Consider the following 19,460-nt stretch of genomic DNA (forward strand, 5'->3'; position numbering starts at 1 on the left):
CTCATGGAACAGAGTCAGACGCCGCTGCGCATCGCGGTGATCGGCGCCGGCATCGTCGGCGCCGCCACGGCCTGGGAACTGATCAAGGACGGACATGTCGTCACGCTGATCGAGCCGGATGAGCCCGGCGGACCCCAGGCGGCGAGCTTCGGCAACGGCGCCTGGATCAGCCCCGCGTCGATCATCCCGATGTCGATGCCCGGTCTCTGGCGCAAGGTGCCGGGCTATCTGCTCGATCCGAGCGGACCGCTGGTGCTGCGCTGGACGGCCCTGCCTTCGCTGGCACCGTGGCTGTGGCGCTTCCTCGCAGCCGGTTGGACCGTGCAGAAGGTCGAGCATACGGCGCGCGTGCTCGCATCGATCCTGCGCGATGGTCCGCAGCGCCATGCCCTGTTGGCGGAGGAGATCGGACGGCCCGATCTGATCCGTCGCACCGGCCTGCTCTATGCCTATCGGGACCGCAAGGCGTTCGAAGAAGAGGCGCTCGCCTGGCGGCTTCGGAGCCAGAACGGGCTGCGTTGGGTCGAGCTCGACGCCGACGAGTTGCGTCGGCGTGAGCCGGACTTGAGCCCCGGCTACCGGTTCGCGGCCTTTGTCGAGGAAGGCGCGCATTGCGCCGATCCAGGCGCCTATGTGTCGGCAATCGTGGCGGCCGCGCTTGCGCGCAGCGCTGATCTTCGTCGCGCGCGAGCGACGGGGTTTATCATGGCCAATGGCCGCCTTGAGGCCGTGGCGACCGACCAGGGGCGGGTCGACTGCGATCGCGCCGTGATCTGCGCCGGCATCTACTCCAAGGCGCTCGCTCGGGCCGCTGGCGATCGCGTCTCGCTTGCTAGCGAGCGGGGCTACCACGGCGTGATCACATCCCCTCGCGCCGGCCCGCGGCTTCCTATCATGCCGAGCGATGGAAGAATGGCCAACACGCCCACGGCTGCCGGCCTCCGGCTCTCGGGACAGGTCGAGCTTGCGCATGTTGACGCCAAGCCGGATTGGGCCCGCGTCGAGATTCTTGTTCAGCATGCACTGAAAACCTATCCGGGCCTCGGGTCGCGTGGACGTCTGGCGATAGAACGCTGGATGGGGCACCGGCCATCGACGCCGGACGGTCGTCCAGTCATCGGTCCGTCCCCGGCGTCACCGGATATCTTCCACGCGTTTGGACACGGACATATCGGTCTGGCTTCGGGCCCGCTCACGGGCCGGATCATCGCCGATCTCATTGGCGGCCGGGATGCGCCCGTCGATCTTCTGCCCTTTGCAATTTCGCGATTTGGCTCATCGAGCGGACAATCTGGGATCGGGGCGGCGTGAAGCCAAGCGGCTGATTATACGAACCATGGGGAGACGACCTGTGTCCTGATCTGGACACCGGAGCTCTGGGGCGCGCCGGCTAGATTGCTACGAGATCGTGCGCGGTGCAGACGCCACAAAGATCATGGACGATCATTCGGATTTCTGTAGGGAGCTCTCATGACTATTCGCAACACCCGCACCGGAGGCAAGATCCTGATCGATCAGCTCGTTGCCCAAGGCGTCGAGCGCGTCACCTGCGTGCCGGGCGAGAGCTATCTCGCGGCGCTTGATGCGCTGCATGACAGCCCGGTCGACGTCATGATCTGCCGCGCCGAAGGCGGCGCGGCCATGATGGCGGAAGCGTATGGCAAGCTGACAGGGCGGCCCGGCATCTGCTTCGTCACCCGCGGCCCCGGCTCGACCAATGCCAGCCACGGCGTCCACATCGCTATGCAGGACTCGACGCCGATGATTCTCTTCGTCGGCCAGGTCGACACCGGCATGCGCGAGCGCGAGGCCTTCCAGGAACTCGACTACAAGGCCGTGTTCGGCACCATGGCGAAATTGGTCGTCGAGATCGATCGTCCCGACCGAATCCCCGAGTTGGTCGCGCGCGCGTTCCGCGTCGCGCTGCAAGGCCGTCCGGGTCCGGTGGTCATCTCGCTGCCCGAGAACGTGCTGGTAGAGGCCGCCGCGGTTGCCGACGCGCCGCGCGTCGAGCCGGCGGTGACCTGGCCCGCGCCCGCCGATATCGAGCGGCTCGGCGCGATGCTCGCGGTTGCCACGGCACCGGTCGCCGTGCTCGGCGGTTCTGGCTGGACCGCCGAGGCGGCCAAGCGCATCGCGCGCTTCGCGGAGCGGTTCGACCTTCCAGTTGCGACCTCGTTCCGCCGTGCCGCACTGTTCGACGCCGATCATTCGCACTATGCCGGCGATCTCGGCATCGGCCCGAGCCCGGGCCTGAGGGCGCGCATCGAAGAGGCCGATGTCCTTCTCCTGATCGGCGGCCGCTTATCGGAGATGCCGTCCTCCTCCTACACGCTCCTCGACGTCCCCGTGCCGCGCCAAAAACTGATCCACGTCCATTCCGGTGCGGAGGAACTCGGTCGGGTTTACCAGCCGGCGCTCGCGATCCAGGCCGCGCCTATGGCGTTTGCCGCGGCGGTCGACACGTTGAAGCCTATCGCGACGCCCACCTGGAAAGGCGAGGCGGGCAAAGCGCATGCGGATTATCTTGCTTGGAGCGAGACGGCGCGCGAGCTGCCGGGCGCGTTCCAGTATGGCGAGATCGTTATCTGGCTGCGCGACCGACTGCCGAAGGACGCGATCGTCTGTAACGGCGCAGGCAACTATGCCGGCTGGATTCATCGCCATCACCGCTTCCGCACGTTCGCAAGTCAGCTTGCGCCGACCTCGGGATCGATGGGCTACGGGGTGCCGGCGGCGGTGCTCGCCAAACGCCAATATCCTGATCGAGTGGTAGTCGCGTTTGCCGGCGACGGCTGCTTTCTGATGAACGGGCAGGAATTCGCCACTGCCGTGCAATACGAAGCGGCGGTGGTGGTGATCGTGATCGACAATGCGCAATACGGCACGATCCGCATGCACCAGGAGCGCGAGTATCCGGGCCGCGTTGTCGGCACGCAGCTCAAGAATCCGGACTTCGCAATGTACGCCAAGGCCTTCGGCGGTCATGGCGAGCGGGTCGAACGCACCGAGGAGTTTGCGCCGGCCTTCGAGCGTGCGCTGGCATCCGGCAAGCCGTCGATCCTGCACTGCCTGATCGATCCGCGCGCGATCTCGGTGGCCAGGGATCTTTTATGAGTGGTCGGGTCCTCTCACGTCCATGCTGGTGCCCACGCCAAATTAGGATTGCCAACTGGATCGATAGGCCACCGTAGGCCGCGGGCGGGCGTTCTGAACTCGGCAAATCCGCCAAAGGCGGCAATGGGCGCACGAAGTGAGAAAATTCAGAAGATCGAGTGACTCTGCCTGTGAACGAAGTGGATCTTTAACTGTACAGCTCGTCGTCCCCGAGCGAGGCCATACGCCCATCAGATCGCGACCGCCAGTGAATGTCGGTATAGGTGGTTGCGCCTCCGCAACCACCGATGAGTAAGTCCTGTGTGACAACGGCTCGGTCGCTCGCCTCCGCGACATTGAGTTTACAGATCGATGCCCGGAGAAGCCTCTCGTACCGGATACTCTCTTATTGCGTCGACTGCCTCAATACCTCGAACAACTCGGTCGACATGGCTTGCCCATGCTGTCAGAGCGGCGCGCATTTCGGCTTCATATCGGGCAAGGTTATAGACGCCGGCCACTCCCGCCCGATGGCCGCTAACGTGGTTGAGCACCGCCTCGATGATATGCGGCAGCACTCCCAGTCGATCGGCCATCGCTGTCGCGGCAGTACGACGAAGATCGTGCACCCACCATTCGGTCATGGGAGCGACCGTTTCCCCGACCCCGGCCCTCTCTTTGCGCTTAGCGAGTAGCCGCTCATCGAGTGCGGCCTTGGATTTCGACCACCCCGAGAAGCCGCGCGGTGGATCGCCCTTCCGTCGCGGTCCGTCGCCGAAAACATGCTCTCGGCTGCCTGGGATGGCATTTCGGTGACAGTGCACTTAGCATTTCGGTGACAGTGCTGGACTGCACCCCTGAAGTGAGACACGATAATTTCAGTGACAGGCATTCCGAGGATGACCTGTGGCAGTACGAGGAAAGAACCGTCAGTTTCCGACGGCTTACAAACTGAAGGCGATCAGGCGTGTTGAGCGAGGCGAAGGCGTTCTGCCTGTGGCTCGTGAGCTTGGAATTTCGCGCAAAATCCTGCACGATTGGATCAAGTCGTGGAAGGCCCATGGGCCCGAGGGACTGAATCGCAAACGCGGACCCAAGCCCGGACCTCGCAAACTCAAACCCCTAGCGGCCTATGACGACAAACGCTCCGCGCTCGCACAGGCGAATGCCCGGATCGCCGAGCTCGAGCGACTGGTCGGCCGTCAGCAGATGGATCTCGATTTTTTTCGGCAAGCCTTGCGCGCATTGGAGCGGCCGGCAGCGCAAGGCAAACCCGCACCCGCATCATCGAAGTCATCCAAGCCATGACGTCGGAGGCAACGGATCCCAATGCCGACGTGCAACGGCTCTGCGGCCTGGCTGGCCTGCCGCGCGCGACCTACTACCGGCATCTCATCAGACGCAGTCGTGAGACGGCCGACTGCGAACTGCGCGACCAGCTCCAACGCATTTGCCTCAGGCATCCGTTCTACGGTTACCGGCGCGTGACCGTCGCCATTCGGCGCAAAGGCATGGTCGTGAACGCCAAGAAGGTCCTTAGACTTATGCGCGAGGACAATCTTCTTGCGCAGCGCAAGGCGCCATTCTTGAAGCCACCTGCGGAGCGACCAAAGGACATTATCGTGGTCCCGAATCTGGTGCGCGGCTTGGTGCCGTCCGCTCCCGACCAAATCTGGGTCGCGGACATCACCTACGTCCACCTCGCCAAGACCTTCGCTTACCTCGCTGTCATCCTCGACGCCTTCTCGCGCAAGGCCGTTGGCTGGGCCTTCGAAAACACTCTCGATGCCTCGCTCGCCGTTACGGCACTGGACAAGGCAATCGAGGCCCGGAACCCGCAACGCGGCAGCCTGATCCATCACTCCGATCGCGGCGTGCAATACGCCTCGATCGCCTATCGCCAAATATTGGCTGATCGTGACATCACGATCAGCATGAGCAGGCCAGGCAATCCCTTCGATAACGCCAAGGCTGAAAGCTTCATGAAGACGCTCAAAGCCGAAGAGGTCAACGGCAAGGCGTTCTCCGACATCACAGACGCGCGTCGCCGGATCGATCGCTTCATTGCGGATGTCTACAACAAGGAACGCTTGCACTCGGCGCTCGGCTACCAATCGCCTCTTGAGTTCGAAGCTGCGTTCGCGCAAAACAAAGCACGATAACCGTCGTGGCAACCCGCGATGTCACTGAAATTATCGTGTCTCACTTCAGGGGTGCAGTCCAGCACTGTCACCGAAATTGGAAATTGGATCGGTGTCTTGGCAGATGGGGCGACAGCGGGGGCTACAAGTTTAGGCTATGATGGAAGCCTAGCGTCGGAAGTAGCCAGGATGAACTGGCGCGCGAGCGATTGGCAATGCAACACTGACGGCGCTCCAGCGGAACCGGCGGGCGGTTCATTCAGAGCTTTCCGATGCGGCGGTCTGCGCGGCCTGAGTAAGCCGAGACATGATGTTACGCGCAACGTGTGACGCTTCCTCACCGAGAATGTCTGTCAATCTAGCTCTAGCTCGCTCCCAAACGACGATGGCTGCCTCCATCAACCTGCGACCTTCGTCGGTAAGCACCAAGCGCTTCCCGGCGCGACCGAGACCTCCTTGGCTGTATACGAGACCCCTTTGCTCAAGACTCTTGACGTTGCGGCTGAGAGTGGTGGCGTCCACTCCCGCTCGTGCGGCCAGTTCCGCGAGCGTCGGCTCGTGGCTGCCACCAATTCCTACCAGAAGGCTGAACTGCTCAGCGGTGATCCCCAGCGAGCGGAAGCAAGCATTGTAAAAGCGCGTGACCGCTCGTGCGGTCGCTCGCGCCTGGAATGCCGGGCATTCGGTTTCGATGAGGCGATAGAGATCTGAATCGTCCGTCATATGTCGGCCTCGACAGGCTTCGAGAAAGAGAATAATGTATATGCATTATTTCTAGGAGAAGCACGATGCCAGCCTATGTCCACGTCAACCTCCGGGTTAAGGATGCTGCTAAGCAAGCGGATTTGGCCCCGCACTTTCAGGCAGCCCTCACAGCCGCCGGGGGGCGCATCCTCCATTTCGGACCTGTCGCTCGGGTGTTGGAAGGAAACGTGGAGCCGCTGCCTCTAGCCGGCATTTTTGAGTTTGCGACGTTGTCCGACGCTCTTGCATTTTACAACTCGTCAGAATACGCGCCGATCAAAGTCGAGCGCGATGCGGCTCAAGAGGCGCGCATGTTTGTCGTCGATGCAGGCTGACGGGCGTCAAGGTCATGAGCCGAGCGCAAAAATCGCGGTAAAGCGATGCCCGGCATCCTGGACACGACGCCATCCATGATCCAACTCACGTTGAGCCTCTACATGGTGATGCTCGGCGAGTGGCAGGGCGCGCGCCTCGTCGATTCGGTCTGGATCCGCTTCATGGCGACGCCCCAGACGTATTGCGGTGACAGTGCATTTATCTTTGGGCTGTGAGATGTGCGGTGGCCTGCAGGTCCATCGCTCATAGTTCGATTACGCCGTCGCGCCGGTCTATGACGCTTATTCCGATTTTCAGAAATCACCTTGACTCCACCCCCAAATCAGTGGTTTCATCCGCGACATCCCGCCTCAATGCTGAGGGGCGTACGCGCGATCGTCACGATACGTGAGGCGGGGATGCGGTGGCCGCGGCACATCAGGCGCTATTGCGCGACGACTGATGGCGCTTGCGGGCGGTGAAGTCGTGTGGTCCTGGCGCCCCGGTGCTGGCGTTACGTTGGCGACGATGCTTGGCATCGCGCCGACAACGGGGACAAAAGAGCCGGTCCCCGGGGAGAGCACGTATAAGCCGTAAGCCCATCGCGCAGGGAGTGCCGGTTGATCGGCTTGACCTGTGGTGACTGCCGCCTGCTTTTTTTCTGCAGGCGGGCCATGGGTGAGGCCTTCACCCGGCATTCCCCATAGGCGTTAAGTTTATGCTTGAGTGTTGGAATCCGCCGTGATTCGAACAGGGGATGGCAGACGAATCGCTCCTGAACGAGGACTGGACGAGAGTGGTTGCGCAGCTGGGCGGGGCTGCGCAGCTCGAGAAAACTGCGCGCCAGACGAAGGCCTTCGCGCGTCGGCGGCAGATTCCAGATGCGGTGACGTTACTTCGGCTGATGCTGGCCTATTGTTTGGGTGAAAGAGGGCTGAGATCGACAGCCGCATGGGCGGCTTCTGTTGGCCTTGCCGACCTCACCAGCGTGGCGTTGTTCTATCGGCTGCGTCAATGTGGTGATTGGTTTGCGGTGCTGGTGGAGGGCTTGCTCGCTGCGGCAGCTCCGAAGGCGAGCCAAGGCCGCCTGATCCGCATCATCGATGCGACGACAGTGCCTCAGGCGGGACCGGCTGCGCGCAAGAACAGTGAGCTTTGGCGCGTTCATAGCGCATTTGATCTGCCCTATGAGCGCTTTGGTCACTTCGAGCTGACAGATCAGCAAGAGGGCGAAACGTTTGACCGGATACCAGTGGTCAAGAACGAGATCCGCATTGCTGACCGCGCTTATCTGCAACCTGACCGCATTGCGGCCGTCCGCGAAGCCGGGGCCGACGTTTTGATCCGAGCGGGCTGGAAGAACGCACGTTGGCTTGACGCCAAAGGCCTTCCGTTCGATCTGATGGCCCAATTGCGTGCCGCGAAGGCGCGCGGACTGGTCGATCGGGAGATTTGGATCAAGCGCAAGGGCGGCGCGCCTCTGGCTATGCGTCTGGTCGCAATCAAGAAGCCCACCGGTGCGGCTGCTGCTTCTCGGCGTAAAGCCCGGCAAGACGCAAAAGATGAAAACCGCATCATCTCCAAAGAAACTTTGGAGGCTGCGGATTGGGTCATTCTGATCACGTCGCTCGCGCGGGACGAGTTCTCCACCAAAGATGTGCTTGCGCTCTATCGATTGCGATGGCGGATCGAGCTTGGGTTCAAGCGACTGAAGAGTCTGATTGGCCTCAAGACGCCGCCAGGAACCGATCCGCGCTCTGCCAAGCCCTACCTGCTGGCCCACCTCCTGATCATCCTGTTGCTCGAGCCGCTTGCCAGCGACTTCGAGGACTCTCCCCACTGGACGCAGGCCGCTTAACGACGCCTGGCGCTTGGCGGGTCCTGCAGCAGCTCGTTGCATCCTTGCTGCAAGCAATCATTCCACAACCAACCATCCGTTGCTTGCGCCGCAGAAAACGCGCGTTGGGGCGCCACCTTCGCGAGCCTCCTCGAAAACGCAAGTATCAATCGATGCTCGCGCTACCTTAACGCCTATGCGGCATTCCCTGCGCCCTCGCGCTTTTGGAGAGAGGGCCTGTTGCAGCCAAACTCGGGCATCTGGTGCCGCGAGACCGTGAGCGTGCGCCCGCATGGCATCTGGGCAGAGTTGCGATGAAGAATTCATGTCAGGCGGTGCAATTTCGGACATTGCGAGATGCAGGGCGGCGGGCCGGCAGCGTCCGGGAGTCCGTCGACCTCCGTCCTTGAGGCCCCGCATGAACGATGAGGCGGTCAGTCCTCTCTATCGCGGAGCTTGCGAATCTTTCATATTTCAATCAGAGTTTGCAATCACGAAGGGAGGGGCGCATGACCGTGAACGGGTGGGGAGGCATCGGCGCCGTATTGCTCCTGTCGGCGGTGGCGACGGCGCATCCGGCGACCAGCTATGCCTACACGCCCGAGCAGCAGCAGGCCTGCACCGACGACGCACTCCGGCTGTGCAGCTCGGAGGTCCCCGATGTCGACCGCATCACCGCCTGCATGGTCCGGCACAAAGCGGAGCTGTCGCCGTCATGCCGCGCTCAGTTCGGGCCGGAGCCGGGCGAGACTGCGACCTCCGCGACCGGTAAGCCGATGAGCATCCGGCCTGTGGCGAAGAAGCCGGCCGGCAAGAGAACGCAAGGGAAGAGATCCGCAAAGTCCGAGGCGAGTTGAGCGGAGGTTCGGCAGGACGGATGCAAATCCGAGCAGTTCGACGTGAGCAGTCCGACGCTTTGCGTTCGGACACGTGGATTGCTGTTGAGCGAGTTATCATCGGGAAAGCGTTTGCAGCCCGATGTTCAACGTTGGACGGGTGATCGGCGTTGCTCGATCGTGTGCTGGCCGCGGGTGTGACTCAAAACCAACGCGAATCAGCAATCAGGAGTTACGCCATAACAAACACTAAATTTTTCTTCCGCGAATCAGCCCGCTGATTCATTTTTGTTTCCGGGGTCAATCTGGAGGCCAAAGTATGAACGTTATTGTTTTCGCTTCGCGTAAGGGGGGCTCGGGCAAGAGCACGCTCGCTGCCCATCTCGCTGCGCAGATCAAGTCGAGCAAGTCTTGTCTGCTCATCGATGCCGACCCGCAGGGGTCGCTGACGCTCTGGCACAAGCTGCGCGGCACCAACGAGCCGCCGATCAAGACCGCGGTGAATTCGGTGAGCGGGATCGTTGCCGCCGCCCGCCGCGAGGGCGTCGAGTGGGTGCTGATCGATACGCCGCCGACCGTTTCGGCCGTCGTCGAAGACGCCATCAAGAACGCCACCATGGTCATCATCCCGGCGCGTCCGGGCGTGTTCGACGTCAACGCGGTGCAGGAGACGATCCAGACCTGCCGGGCGGCGCGCAAGCCCTATGCCGTCGTGCTGAACGGTGCGCCGGCGCGCCGCGACGAATCCGAAAGCCCGATCGTCACCATCGCCCGCGAGGCGCTCGCCAAGTTCAGGGCGCCGGTCTGGGGCGGTCAGATCACCAACCGCGCCGACCTGCTGATGGCGCTCGGCCAGGGCGAGGGCGTGCGCGAATATTATGCCGAGGGTCGTGCTGCGGCCGAGATCGCAAGGCTGTGGGCTGCGATCGAGCGTTCGGTGCGGGCGATCCGGGGCACCGTGTCGGCGAACGGCGCGATGCACAAGCAGGCGGCTTGATCGCGTCCCGAAGTCAGGAGCGTACAACGCACGGCTCCCGCGCGTTGGTTTAAGTGGTCAAAGATCTCAGAGCCGTGCGGCGGCGCGGCTTGATCTTCCCGACCTCCAGCCGGCAACCAGGCTAGACGACCATCAGGAAATAGACCGCGATCGCGGGCGTCAGGGTCAGGATGACGGACCAGATGCCGATCGCCCAGAGAATGTCTTCTCGAGTGAAGCTCTGCTGCGCAGAGTAGGGATGATGCTGTAAAGCCACGACGCCCCCGCGTTCTTGCTCTTCGCGAGTTTGATATTGGAATAGTTTTAAAAGCCGGTTGCGATTTCGCTTCCATTTGTTCGCTTCGATTTGCTCGCGGGGATTAGTTTGCATTTAACTCGATGGCAGCCGATCGGCATCGGTTCGCGGCATGCCGCGCCGGGGCAGCGGCGCGGCGACATAGGTCCCTCATGCAGGTAACAGGACGCCGTGCCGGTGCGCGATCAGCTGGTCGAGACGGGCGGCGAGCTCGACGCTCACCTCCACCATCGGCAAACGCAGCTCGGGGCTGGCAATGACGCCGGTGCGGGCGAGCCAGTACTTCGCCGGGGCCGGGCTCGGCTCGGCGAACAGCAGCCGCGTCAAGCTCTCGACGGCATCCCAGCAGGCGGCTGCGCTGTCATGACGGCCGGCCGCGATGTGAAGCTGGATGTCGGCGAAGGTCTCGGTCTCGATATGCGCCGAGAGCAGGATCGCGCCATCCGCCCCGGCCTGAAGCGCGTCGAAGCTCTGCGCGTCTTCTCCCGTCATCACGCGGAAGCCGTGCGGCCGCTTTTGCAGGAGTTCGCGGGTCTGCGCGCGGTTGGCGCAACAATCCTTCAGGCCCACGATCTTGGGGTGCTCGGCGAGCCGCAGCAGCGTTTCGTTGTCGAGGCCGACCGCGGACCGGTAGGGGATGTTGTACAGGATGATCGGATGCGCGGTGCGTTCGGCCAGCGCCAAGAAGTGCTGCAGGAGCCCGCGTTGCGAGGGCCGCACGTAGAACGGGCTCGAGATCAGATAGCCGTCGATCGGCCAGGTCGCGGTCCGATCAAGCGCCTCCGCCAGCTCCGCCGTGGCCGCGGCGCAGAGGCCGAAGCAGATCGGCAGGGTTCGGCCGGTCGCCGCCAGTTCGGCGCGCACGATCCTGACCAGGCGCTCACGCTCGGCCCACGACAGCGCCAGGCCTTCGCCGGAGGTCGCAGCCAGGATGAGGCCATCGATCGGCTTGGCCGCATAATGCCTGACAAGGCTGCGCAACGACGGCTCATCCAGCTCGCCGTCACGGAACGGGGTGATCAACGGCAGCCAGAGGCCGTGCAGTTGGGTGCGCAGGTCGGTCATGGTCCATCTCCTTGTTTCGAGCCGGGAGACGGAGCCAACAAAAAACCCCGTCCTAGCGGCGGGGTTTTGCGAAGCGGCGGATCAGAAATTCAGCGCGCGCGTCCACACCTCCCCCAAGGGGGAGCTTTTTTCGACGACAGCTTGGCGTGCGACGACGTGGACATGGCTCCTACATGCGTGGAAGCGGCCGTACTGTCAACGACAGGTTGCCTTAAGCGCAAAAAAATAGCCGGGCCCAATGAGCCCGGCTGGAGGTTTGGCCATGTGAGGCCGACACAATCACCTTCCAAGAGGGATTCCTGAACGCCCGCGCCACTGGAGGAGGGGGACAAATGCGCAACGCGAGCACTCAGTACGGAGTTATTATGGTACCCGCCACCGCTACCCAGCAACCATGCGAGCCGCATGTCAGACATGCACAAATCAGGACGGCCAGCGCTGCGCTTTGCTCACGACAAAGTCACGGAACACCTGCACGCGCGCCACCGTCTTCAACTCTTCGGGATAGACAAAGTAGGTGTCGAGCTGGATCGAATCCGACTCGCCGAAAAGTTGCACCAGGCGGCTGTTTTCTTCGACCAGATAATCCGGCAGCGCGGCGATGCCGAGCCCCTGCTGACAGGCGCGCACCAGCCCCAGGATGTTGTTGACCTTGAAATAGGCCTCGCGCGGTCCGGAGCCGTTGCGGCCGGCCTCGACCAGCCAGTTGCGGTTCTGCAGATGCGGAGCGACCTGGCCGTCGGCCAAGGTGATGATGCGATGGCTGTCGAGTTCGTCGAGGGTGCGCGGCGTGCCGAACCGCTTCACATATTCCGGCGAGCAATAAGCATGGAAACCCATCGCGAACAGCTTGCGTTGGATCAGGTCGGGCTGGGTCGGCTTGCGGGTGCGGATCGCCACGTCGGCCTCGCGCATCGAGAGGTCGAGCTCCTCGTCGGTCACGATCAGCGAGATCCGGATCTCTGGATAGAGCGCTGTGAACTCGCCGAGCCGCGGGATCAGCCAATTGATGCCGACCCCCGGCGTGGTCGTGACCTTGAGGTCGCCGCTCGGCCGCTCCCGGCTGTCTGTCAGCTTGGCGCGCGCCGCCTGGAGCTGCATGAAGACGTCATGCGCGGTGCGGAACAGGAGATCGCCTTGTTCGGTGAGGATGAGGCCACGTGCATGGCGGTGGAACAGCGAAACCGACAGCTCCTGTTCGAGCGCGCTGACCTGGCGGGACACCGCCGATTGCGACAGCCCGAGCTGCTCCCCGGCATGCGTGAAGCTCCCTGCTTCCGCCGCTGCGTGAAACACCTTCAGCTTGTCCCAATCCATATCCGTAAATCCGTCGCGAGTTCGTGCCATCGTTGAGTTCATTCCGCAGCCGCGCGTTCGCTCGCGGCATGCGCAAGGAAGCGTTCGGCCTCGAGCGCAGCCATGCAACCCATGCCGGCTGCGGTGATCGCTTGGCGGTAGGTTTCGTCGGCCACGTCGCCGGCCGCGAACAGGCCGGGGACGGACGTCGCCGTCGAATTCGCCGCGACCTCGACATAGCCGGAGGGTTTCAATTTCACTTGGCCGGCGACGAGGTCGGTCGCGGGCGCGTGTCCGATTGCGATGAAGACGCCGTCGGCCCGGAGCTCGGTCAGCGCGCCGGTCTTGATGTTCTTGAGCCGGACATGGGTGACCTTGGCGGGCGAGCTATCGCCGCAGACCTCGTCGAGTGCACTGTCCCACACCACCTTGATCTTGGGGTGGTTGAACAAGCGGTCCTGCAGGATGCGCTCGGCGCGGAAATGATCGCGCCGATGCACGACCGTGACCGATGCCGCAAAATTGGTCAGGAACAACGCCTCCTCGACCGCTGTGTTGCCGCCGCCGACCACGACGACGTCCTTGCCTCGGTAGAAGAAGCCGTCGCAGGTCGCACAGGCGGAGACGCCGAATCCCTTGAACTTCTCCTCGGAGGGGATGTCGAGCCAGCGCGCCTGGGCGCCGGTTGCTAGGATCACGGTATCCGCGAGGTAGGTGTCGCCGGAATCGCAGGTCAGCTTGAACGGCCGCCGCGACAGGTCGAGCTTGGCGACATAGTCCGTCTTGATCTGGGCGCCGACATGCGCCGCCTGCTTCTCCATCTGTTCCATCAGCCAGGGCCCCTGGATCACGTCTGCGAAGCCCGGATAGTTCTCGACGTCTGTGGTGATCGTGAGCTGACCGCCCGGCTGGATGCCCTGGATCAAGATCGGCTCCAGCATTGCCCGCGCTGCGTAGATGGCTGCCGTATAGCCGGCTGGGCCGGAACCAATGATGACGACCTTGGCGTGGAGCGGAGCTTGCATGGGGCGGATTTCTCGTCGGGCGGGGGATTTTCGCGATGTGGCAAGCGGAATGTGCCGGCACACGCCCCGGCCGCCCATCGAAAGTGTCAAATCCAAGTCTAAGGCATCTGGCTAGCCATGCAAGAATTGCAACGCATCTCAGCGAATTTTCCCTTCACGAGCCGGTCATTGGCTGGAAAAGGCGTAATAAAATTGCGCAAATGAGCCGGCCTGCGCTAAGACAGTTCCGTCCCCTCGGGGTGACCGACCGGTCATCCGCCGCAGCTTCCGCCAGGACCAATATCCCCGTGTCGAAAAATCTTGACGAGATAGACCTCAAAATCCTGAGCGAGATCCAGGCTGACGGCCGGATCACCAATGTCGAGCTGGCAAAGCGGGTCGGCATCTCTCCGCCGCCCTGCCTGCGGCGGGTACGGACCCTGGAGGAGGAAGGCTACATCACCGGATATCGGGGCCTGCTCGATCCACGCAAGCTCGGCTTCGATGTGACGGTGTTTGCTTCCGTCCATCTCTCCAGTCAGGCGGATGCGGACCTCAAAGCGTTCGAGGAGTTCGTGCGTGCCGAGCCGCTGGTACGGGAATGCTGGATGTTGTCGGGCGAGGTCGATTTCATCCTGAAATGTGTGGCGCCCGACATGGCGACCTTCCAGGAATTCGTGACGCACCTGACCGCGGCACCCCATGTGCGCAATGTCAGGACGTCGCTCGTGCTGCACAACTCGAAATACGAGGCGGCGGTGCCGCTCGACGTGAAGGGACGGGATTGATCGTCCCGTCATTCTGGGGCGATGCGACCATCAAAGCTCAAATGGGCAATTGCACATCTGGGAATCTCAAGCTTGCGATTCGTCCCTTCCGCGCAAAATGGCTTTGCCATTTTGTCGCGGAGGCATCCCACAATGACCACGAATTGATGTGATTACATCTTCTTCCGGATCACCGCGTCCAGGCTGATCGGGCCGCCGCCCGAGGTCATCAAATAAAGGCATGCGAAGCAGAGCGCGATCGCGAGCGAGCCGCCATTGACGACGGGAAAGAAGTTCTTCGGAAAATGGCCGATGAAATAGGCAAACGCCATTTCCCCCGAAAGAGTGAAGGCGACCGGCCGGGTGAAAAGGCCGAGCATCAGGAGAGCACCCAGGATCAGTTCGATCGAGCCTGCTGCTCCGTACAGGGACATGATCTGGACTTTGGCGAAAGGCGAGTCTGGCGGGAAGTGAAGGATCTTGGCCACGCCAAATTGAAACAAGAGCAGCCCGGCGATGAAGCGAAACAGGCTAAGCGCCGCCGGTTGCCAGGATGAGAGCATCTTCTCCATATCGATCTTCCCCAGTCAAAACGAGCAAAGCTCCAAACGGACAAAGCCGGCCGCGGCGAGCGGAGGCTGCCGCGATCGCATGCCTTCTCCCCGAGAAGGAGGGACGCCGCAGCCCGTGTTTGCCCCTATCGGATATGCTCTATCGCAACGGCCCGCGTCCGTCACTGGAATGTGTTCGCGTTGTCGATGAATTGACTTAGCTAGCTAACAGCTCGCCTGGTCGTGCTCGGGGTCTTACAATCAGTAATTGCAGCGCAACAAAAAAGCCGCGCAGCATGCGCAGCTTTTTGTAGGGCGGAAGTGGCAGCCGTGGGCTAGCGCCACTCCACCTTTGCAATTTCATAGGATTTGGCGCCGCCCGGCGCCATCACTTCGACGGAGGTGCCCTTCTTCTTGCCGATCAGGGCCCGCCCCAGCGGCGAGGTGATGGAGATCTTGCCTTTCTTGGCGTCGGCCTCGACCTCGCCGACGATCTGCCACACCGCCTTCTTCTCGGTGTCCTCATCGATCAGGGTCACGGTGGCGCCGAACTTGATGGTGTCGCCGGACAGCTTGGTGACGTCGATCACATCGGCGCGGGCCAGCTTGTCCTCGAGCTCGGCGATGCGCCCCTCGTTATGCGATTGCTCCTCTTTCGCAGCGTGATACTCGGCATTTTCCGAGAGGTCGCCATGCGAACGCGCTTCCGCAATGTGTTCGATGATGCGCGGACGGTCCACCGATTGACGCTGCTTCAGTTCGGTCTCCAGCGCGGCGTAGCCGACCGAGGTCATGGGAACCTTTTCCACCATCTCTTCTCGTCCTTCAGTCGTGCGCGCAGGGGCCCGCACGAGTCATACGTTCAGATTAAGCTTTTGCGGCTCAAAGCAAAGCCCGAAAGCCCGGCATGCTCGCCCCCTTTGAGGGCCGAGACAACAGTCAGACGAGGCGGCGGGTTCCTGCGGAGCGTATTATTGCCGAAAATTGCCAATCGCTTAGCGGGCGCTCTGGCGCCGGCAGCGATCAGTTTTCGGAAAAGTAGCTCTGCAGGGTGCGGACCTCAAGGTCCCCGCCAAGATAGGCGCGGATGCCCTGTGCTGCCGCCACGGCGCCGGAAAGAGTGGTGTAATATGGCACTTTATGCAAGAGGGCAGCGCGCCGCAGAGAACGGCTATCGGCCAGCGCCTGCGGGCCTTCGGTAGTGTTGAAGACGAGCTGGATGTCGCCGTTGGTGATGGCGTCGACGATGTGCGGCCGCCCCTCCAGCACCTTATTGATCTTCTCGGCCGGCACGCCGTGATCGACGAGGAAGCGCTGGGTGCCCGACGTCGCCAGTACCTTGAAGCCCAGTGAGTGCAACATCCTGACCACCTCGGTGATCCGATGCTTGTCACTCTCGCGTACCGAGACGAACACGGTGCCACGCCGCGGCACGCGGGTGCCGCCGCCTAATTGGCTCTTGGCGAAGGCGACCGCGAACGAACGATCGACGCCCATCACTTCGCCGGTAGAGCGCATTTCGGGACCCAGCACCGTATCGACACCGGGGAAGCGCGCGAACGGGAAGACGGATTCCTTGACGCCGACGTGCTTGAGCTCGCGCTTCTTCAAGTCGAAATCGGCGAGCTTCTCGCCGGCCATGATTCGCGCTGCGATCTTCGCCACGGGCGTGCCGACGACCTTGGCGACGAAGGGCACCGTGCGCGAGGCGCGCGGGTTGACCTCAAGCACATAGATATCGCCGTCCTTGATCGCATATTGCACGTTCATCAGCCCGACCACGTTGAGCCCGAGCGCGAGCTCACGAGTCTGCCGCTCCAGCTCAGCGATCATGGTCGCATCCAGTGAGTAGGGCGGCAGCGAGCAGGCGGAGTCGCCGGAGTGAATGCCGGCCTCTTCGATGTGCTCCATGATGCCCACGACGAAGGTATCCTTGCCGTCGGAGAGGCAGTCGACGTCGACCTCGGTCGCGTCGGACAGATAGCGGTCGAACAGCAGCGGGTTCTTGCCGAGTACCGTGTTGATCTGGCCGGTCTTGTCGTTCGGATAGCGGGCCTTGACGTCGCCGGGGACCAGTTCCGGCAGGGTGCCGAGCAGGTAATCGCCGAGCTGGTTGTCCTCACGGATGATCTGCATGGCGCGGCCGCCGAGCACGTAGGATGGGCGCACCACCAAGGGCAGACCAAGATCGGACGCGACCAGCCGCGCCTGCTCGACCGAATAGGCGATGCCGTTCTTCGGCTGCTTCAGGTGCAGCTTGTCGAGCACCCGCTTGAAGCGGTCGCGGTCTTCGGCGAGATCGATCGCCTCGGGCGAGGTGCCGAGGATCGGCACGTCGGCAGCTTCCAGCGCGTGTGCAAGCTTGAGCGGGGTCTGGCCGCCGAACTGCACGATCACGCCATGCAGCGTGCCGTTCGTGCGCTCGGTCGCGATGATCTCCAGCACATCCTCGGCGGTGAGCGGCTCGAAATAGAGCCGGTCGGCGGTGTCGTAGTCGGTCGACACCGTCTCCGGGTTGCAGTTGATCATGATGGTCTCGTAGCCGACGTCGGCAAGCGCAAAGCAGGCATGGCAGCAGCAATAGTCGAACTCGATGCCTTGGCCGATGCGGTTCGGTCCGCCGCCGAGAATGATCACCTTTTTCTTGTTGGATGGCGCGCTTTCGTCGGCGAGTTTGCCCGCAAACAGCGCTTCATAGGTCGAGTACATATAGGCCGTCGGCGAAGCGAACTCGGCCGCGCAGGTGTCGATCCGCTTATAGGCCGGGCGCACGCCGAGAGCGCGGCGCTTGGCGGCGACTTCGGCCTCGGTCGTATTGGCGAGTACCGCAAGACGGGCGTCGGAGAAGCCCATCGCCTTCAGGCCGCGCATGGCGGACGCATTCGGCGGCAGGCCGTGCTTGCGGACCTTGTCCTCCATCTCGACGACGCCGCGCATCTGCGCCAGGAACCAGCGGTCGATCTTGCAGGAATTGAAGATCTCCTCATCCGACCAGCCGAGCCGCATCGCCTGCGCCACCTGCAGGATGCGGTTCGGCGTCGGCGTGCCGAGGGCAGCGCGGATGGCGTTCTTGTCGTCGCCGCGGCCGAGCCCCTCGATCTCGATCTCGTCGAGGCCGGTCAGGCCGGTCTCGAGACCGCGCAACGCCTTCTGCAGGCTTTCCTGGAAGGTGCGGCCGATCGCCATCACTTCGCCGACCGATTTCATCGACGTCGTCAGCGTGGACGAGGCGCCCGGGAATTTCTCGAAGGCAAAGCGCGGAATCTTGGTGACGACGTAGTCGATCGTCGGCTCGAACGACGCCGGGGTGGCGCCGCCGGTGATGTCGTTGGCGATCTCGTCCAAGGTGTAGCCGACCGCGAGCTTGGCCGCGACCTTGGCGATCGGAAAGCCGGTGGCTTTGGAGGCCAGCGCCGAGGAGCGCGACACGCGCGGATTCATCTCGATCACGACCATGCGGCCGTCGACCGGGTTGACACCGAACTGCACGTTGGAGCCGCCGGTCTCCACCCCGATCTCGCGCAGCACCGCCAGCGAGGCGTCGCGCATGATCTGATATTCCTTGTCGGTCAACGTCAGCGCCGGTGCGACCGTGATGGAATCCCCGGTGTGCACGCCCATCGGATCGAGGTTCTCGATCGAGCAGATGATGATGCAGTTGTCCTTTTTGTCGCGGACCACCTCCATCTCGTATTCTTTCCACCCCAGCACCGATTCTTCGATCAGCACTTCGTTGGTGGGGGAGGCGTCGAGCCCGCGCTCGATGATGTCGAGATATTCTTCCTTGTTGTAGGCAATGCCGCCACCGGTGCCGCCCATGGTGAAGGAGGGGCGGATGATCGCCGGCAGTCCGATCTCGGACAGCGCCATCAGCGCTTGGCCGAGCGCGTGTTCCTGGTAGCGCTTGCGACGCTCGTTCTCGCCGAGCGTCCATTGCCGATCGAGCTCGTCCCGCTCGGCGCCCGACAGCTTCTCGCGCTCGGCGAGATATTTGTCGCGATATTGCTTCTTCAGCGCCGAGGCGTTGGCGAGACGCGATTTCGGCGTCTGCAGCCCGATCTTCTCCATCGCGTTGCGGAACAGCTGGCGGTCTTCCGCCTTGTCGATCGCATCAGCGGTCGCGCCGATCATCTCGACGTCGAACTTCTCCAGCGTCCCCTGGCGCCGCAAGGACAGCGCGCAGTTCAGCGCGGTCTGGCCGCCCATGGTCGGCAACAGCGCGAAACCGCCCGGAACGACGTAGCGTTCCTTCTCGATGATCTTGCCGACGATCTCCGGCGTGATGGGCTCGATATAGGTCGCGTCCGCCAATTCCGGGTCGGTCATGATGGTGGCCGGATTGGAATTGACGAGGACGACGCGATAGCCCTCTTCCTTGAGCGCCTTCACCGCCTGCGTACCGGAATAGTCGAATTCGCAGGCCTGGCCGATCACGATCGGACCGGCGCCAATGATCAGGATGGTGGAGATGTCGGTTCGTTTCGGCATTCAATCTCGCGGGCAGGAATTAGGCACA

General features: G+C 62.7%; 19 protein-coding genes. 10 read left to right on the top strand and 9 right to left on the bottom strand.

Annotation, left to right across the window (positions count from 1 at the left end; genetic code table 11):
- Nucleotides 1–3 precede the first annotated feature (3 nt).
- Nucleotides 4–1,311, top strand: a complete 1,308-nt coding sequence (locus QXZ85_RS25915) for an FAD-binding oxidoreductase (RefSeq protein ID WP_315767478.1) — start codon at nucleotides 4–6, stop codon at nucleotides 1,309–1,311.
- A gap of 159 nt (nucleotides 1,312–1,470) precedes the next feature.
- A complete protein-coding gene (locus QXZ85_RS25920) occupies nucleotides 1,471–3,117 on the top strand; it encodes a thiamine pyrophosphate-binding protein (RefSeq protein ID WP_315730134.1) in 1,647 nt (548 codons plus the stop codon).
- A 341-nt stretch (nucleotides 3,118–3,458) separates the two neighbouring features.
- Here the strand turns inward: QXZ85_RS25920 and QXZ85_RS25925 are convergent, their stop codons facing one another.
- Nucleotides 3,459–3,740 carry a hypothetical protein gene (locus QXZ85_RS25925; RefSeq protein WP_316205221.1) on the bottom strand — a complete coding sequence of 94 codons (282 nt, stop codon included), beginning with the start codon at nucleotides 3,738–3,740 and terminating at the stop codon, nucleotides 3,459–3,461.
- A 262-nt stretch (nucleotides 3,741–4,002) separates the two neighbouring features.
- Between QXZ85_RS25925 and QXZ85_RS25930 the strand changes: the two genes are divergently transcribed.
- Together QXZ85_RS25930 and QXZ85_RS25935 are read left to right on the top strand one after the other, a co-directional pair.
- Nucleotides 4,003–4,404 (top strand): helix-turn-helix domain-containing protein, encoded by a 402-nt coding sequence (locus QXZ85_RS25930; protein ID WP_315729236.1) that lies wholly within the window; start codon nucleotides 4,003–4,005, stop codon nucleotides 4,402–4,404.
- Nucleotides 4,401–5,258 (top strand): IS3 family transposase, encoded by an 858-nt coding sequence (locus tag QXZ85_RS25935; RefSeq protein WP_315741825.1) that lies wholly within the window; start codon nucleotides 4,401–4,403, stop codon nucleotides 5,256–5,258. The genes QXZ85_RS25930 and QXZ85_RS25935 overlap by 4 nt, the downstream gene beginning before the upstream one ends.
- 234 nt (nucleotides 5,259–5,492) lie before the next feature.
- On the opposite strand, the gene QXZ85_RS25940 is transcribed toward QXZ85_RS25935, so the two are convergent.
- Entirely contained in the window at nucleotides 5,493–5,960 is a 468-nt protein-coding gene (locus tag QXZ85_RS25940; protein ID WP_315701495.1) for a MarR family winged helix-turn-helix transcriptional regulator, read from the bottom strand.
- Between the two features lie 65 nt (nucleotides 5,961–6,025).
- On the opposite strand from QXZ85_RS25940, the gene QXZ85_RS25945 reads away from it, so the two are divergent.
- The 5 genes from QXZ85_RS25945 (at nucleotide 6,026) to QXZ85_RS25965 (ending at nucleotide 9,966) form a co-directional block, all read left to right on the top strand.
- A complete protein-coding gene (locus QXZ85_RS25945; RefSeq protein ID WP_315701494.1) occupies nucleotides 6,026–6,316 on the top strand; it encodes a DUF1330 domain-containing protein in 291 nt (96 codons plus the stop codon).
- A 45-nt stretch (nucleotides 6,317–6,361) separates the two neighbouring features.
- Nucleotides 6,362–6,532 (top strand): hypothetical protein, encoded by a 171-nt coding sequence (locus tag QXZ85_RS33845; protein WP_409977525.1) that lies wholly within the window; start codon nucleotides 6,362–6,364, stop codon nucleotides 6,530–6,532.
- Nucleotides 6,533–7,053: 521 nt separating this feature from the next.
- Complete coding sequence (locus QXZ85_RS25955; RefSeq protein ID WP_315701243.1) at nucleotides 7,054–8,154, top strand: IS4 family transposase; 1,101 nt, start codon at nucleotides 7,054–7,056, stop codon at nucleotides 8,152–8,154.
- A 488-nt stretch (nucleotides 8,155–8,642) separates the two neighbouring features.
- Nucleotides 8,643–8,990 (top strand): hypothetical protein, encoded by a 348-nt coding sequence (locus QXZ85_RS25960; protein WP_315726824.1) that lies wholly within the window; start codon nucleotides 8,643–8,645, stop codon nucleotides 8,988–8,990.
- Between the two features lie 298 nt (nucleotides 8,991–9,288).
- A complete protein-coding gene (locus QXZ85_RS25965; protein WP_315701492.1) occupies nucleotides 9,289–9,966 on the top strand; it encodes a ParA family protein in 678 nt (225 codons plus the stop codon).
- A gap of 121 nt (nucleotides 9,967–10,087) precedes the next feature.
- On the opposite strand, the gene QXZ85_RS25970 is transcribed toward QXZ85_RS25965, so the two are convergent.
- From QXZ85_RS25970 to trxB, 4 genes are all read right to left on the bottom strand, one after another.
- The gene (locus QXZ85_RS25970) at nucleotides 10,088–10,222 is read right to left on the bottom strand and encodes a hypothetical protein (protein ID WP_315701490.1); all 135 of its coding nucleotides are present in this window, start codon (nucleotides 10,220–10,222) and stop codon (nucleotides 10,088–10,090) included.
- Between the two features lie 189 nt (nucleotides 10,223–10,411).
- The gene (gene dapA / locus QXZ85_RS25975; RefSeq protein ID WP_315701489.1) at nucleotides 10,412–11,326 is read right to left on the bottom strand and encodes a 4-hydroxy-tetrahydrodipicolinate synthase; all 915 of its coding nucleotides are present in this window, start codon (nucleotides 11,324–11,326) and stop codon (nucleotides 10,412–10,414) included.
- 423 nt (nucleotides 11,327–11,749) lie between these two features.
- The gene (locus QXZ85_RS25980; protein ID WP_315701487.1) at nucleotides 11,750–12,673 is read right to left on the bottom strand and encodes a LysR family transcriptional regulator; all 924 of its coding nucleotides are present in this window, start codon (nucleotides 12,671–12,673) and stop codon (nucleotides 11,750–11,752) included.
- Between the two features lie 8 nt (nucleotides 12,674–12,681).
- Complete coding sequence (gene trxB, locus QXZ85_RS25985; protein ID WP_315701485.1) at nucleotides 12,682–13,647, bottom strand: thioredoxin-disulfide reductase; 966 nt, start codon at nucleotides 13,645–13,647, stop codon at nucleotides 12,682–12,684.
- A gap of 287 nt (nucleotides 13,648–13,934) precedes the next feature.
- On the opposite strand from trxB, the gene QXZ85_RS25990 reads away from it, so the two are divergent.
- Nucleotides 13,935–14,414: an Lrp/AsnC family transcriptional regulator gene (locus QXZ85_RS25990; protein WP_315701483.1), complete on the top strand. Its 480-nt coding sequence runs from the start codon at nucleotides 13,935–13,937 to the stop codon at nucleotides 14,412–14,414.
- A gap of 152 nt (nucleotides 14,415–14,566) precedes the next feature.
- Here QXZ85_RS25990 and QXZ85_RS25995 read toward each other — a convergent pair whose 3' ends face one another.
- From QXZ85_RS25995 to carB, 3 genes are all read right to left on the bottom strand, one after another.
- Nucleotides 14,567–14,965 (bottom strand): DoxX family protein, encoded by a 399-nt coding sequence (locus tag QXZ85_RS25995; protein WP_316175092.1) that lies wholly within the window; start codon nucleotides 14,963–14,965, stop codon nucleotides 14,567–14,569.
- A gap of 314 nt (nucleotides 14,966–15,279) precedes the next feature.
- Entirely contained in the window at nucleotides 15,280–15,756 is a 477-nt protein-coding gene (greA, locus tag QXZ85_RS26000; RefSeq protein ID WP_315701480.1) for a transcription elongation factor GreA, read from the bottom strand.
- Between the two features lie 211 nt (nucleotides 15,757–15,967).
- Entirely contained in the window at nucleotides 15,968–19,432 is a 3,465-nt protein-coding gene (gene carB / locus QXZ85_RS26005) for a carbamoyl-phosphate synthase large subunit (protein ID WP_315701479.1), read from the bottom strand.
- Between the last annotated feature and the right edge of the window lie 28 nt (nucleotides 19,433–19,460).

It is taken from the genome of Bradyrhizobium sp. SZCCHNGR1005 (assembly GCF_032489995.1).
In the GTDB taxonomy this organism is placed as follows: Bacteria; Pseudomonadota; Alphaproteobacteria; order Rhizobiales; family Xanthobacteraceae; genus Bradyrhizobium.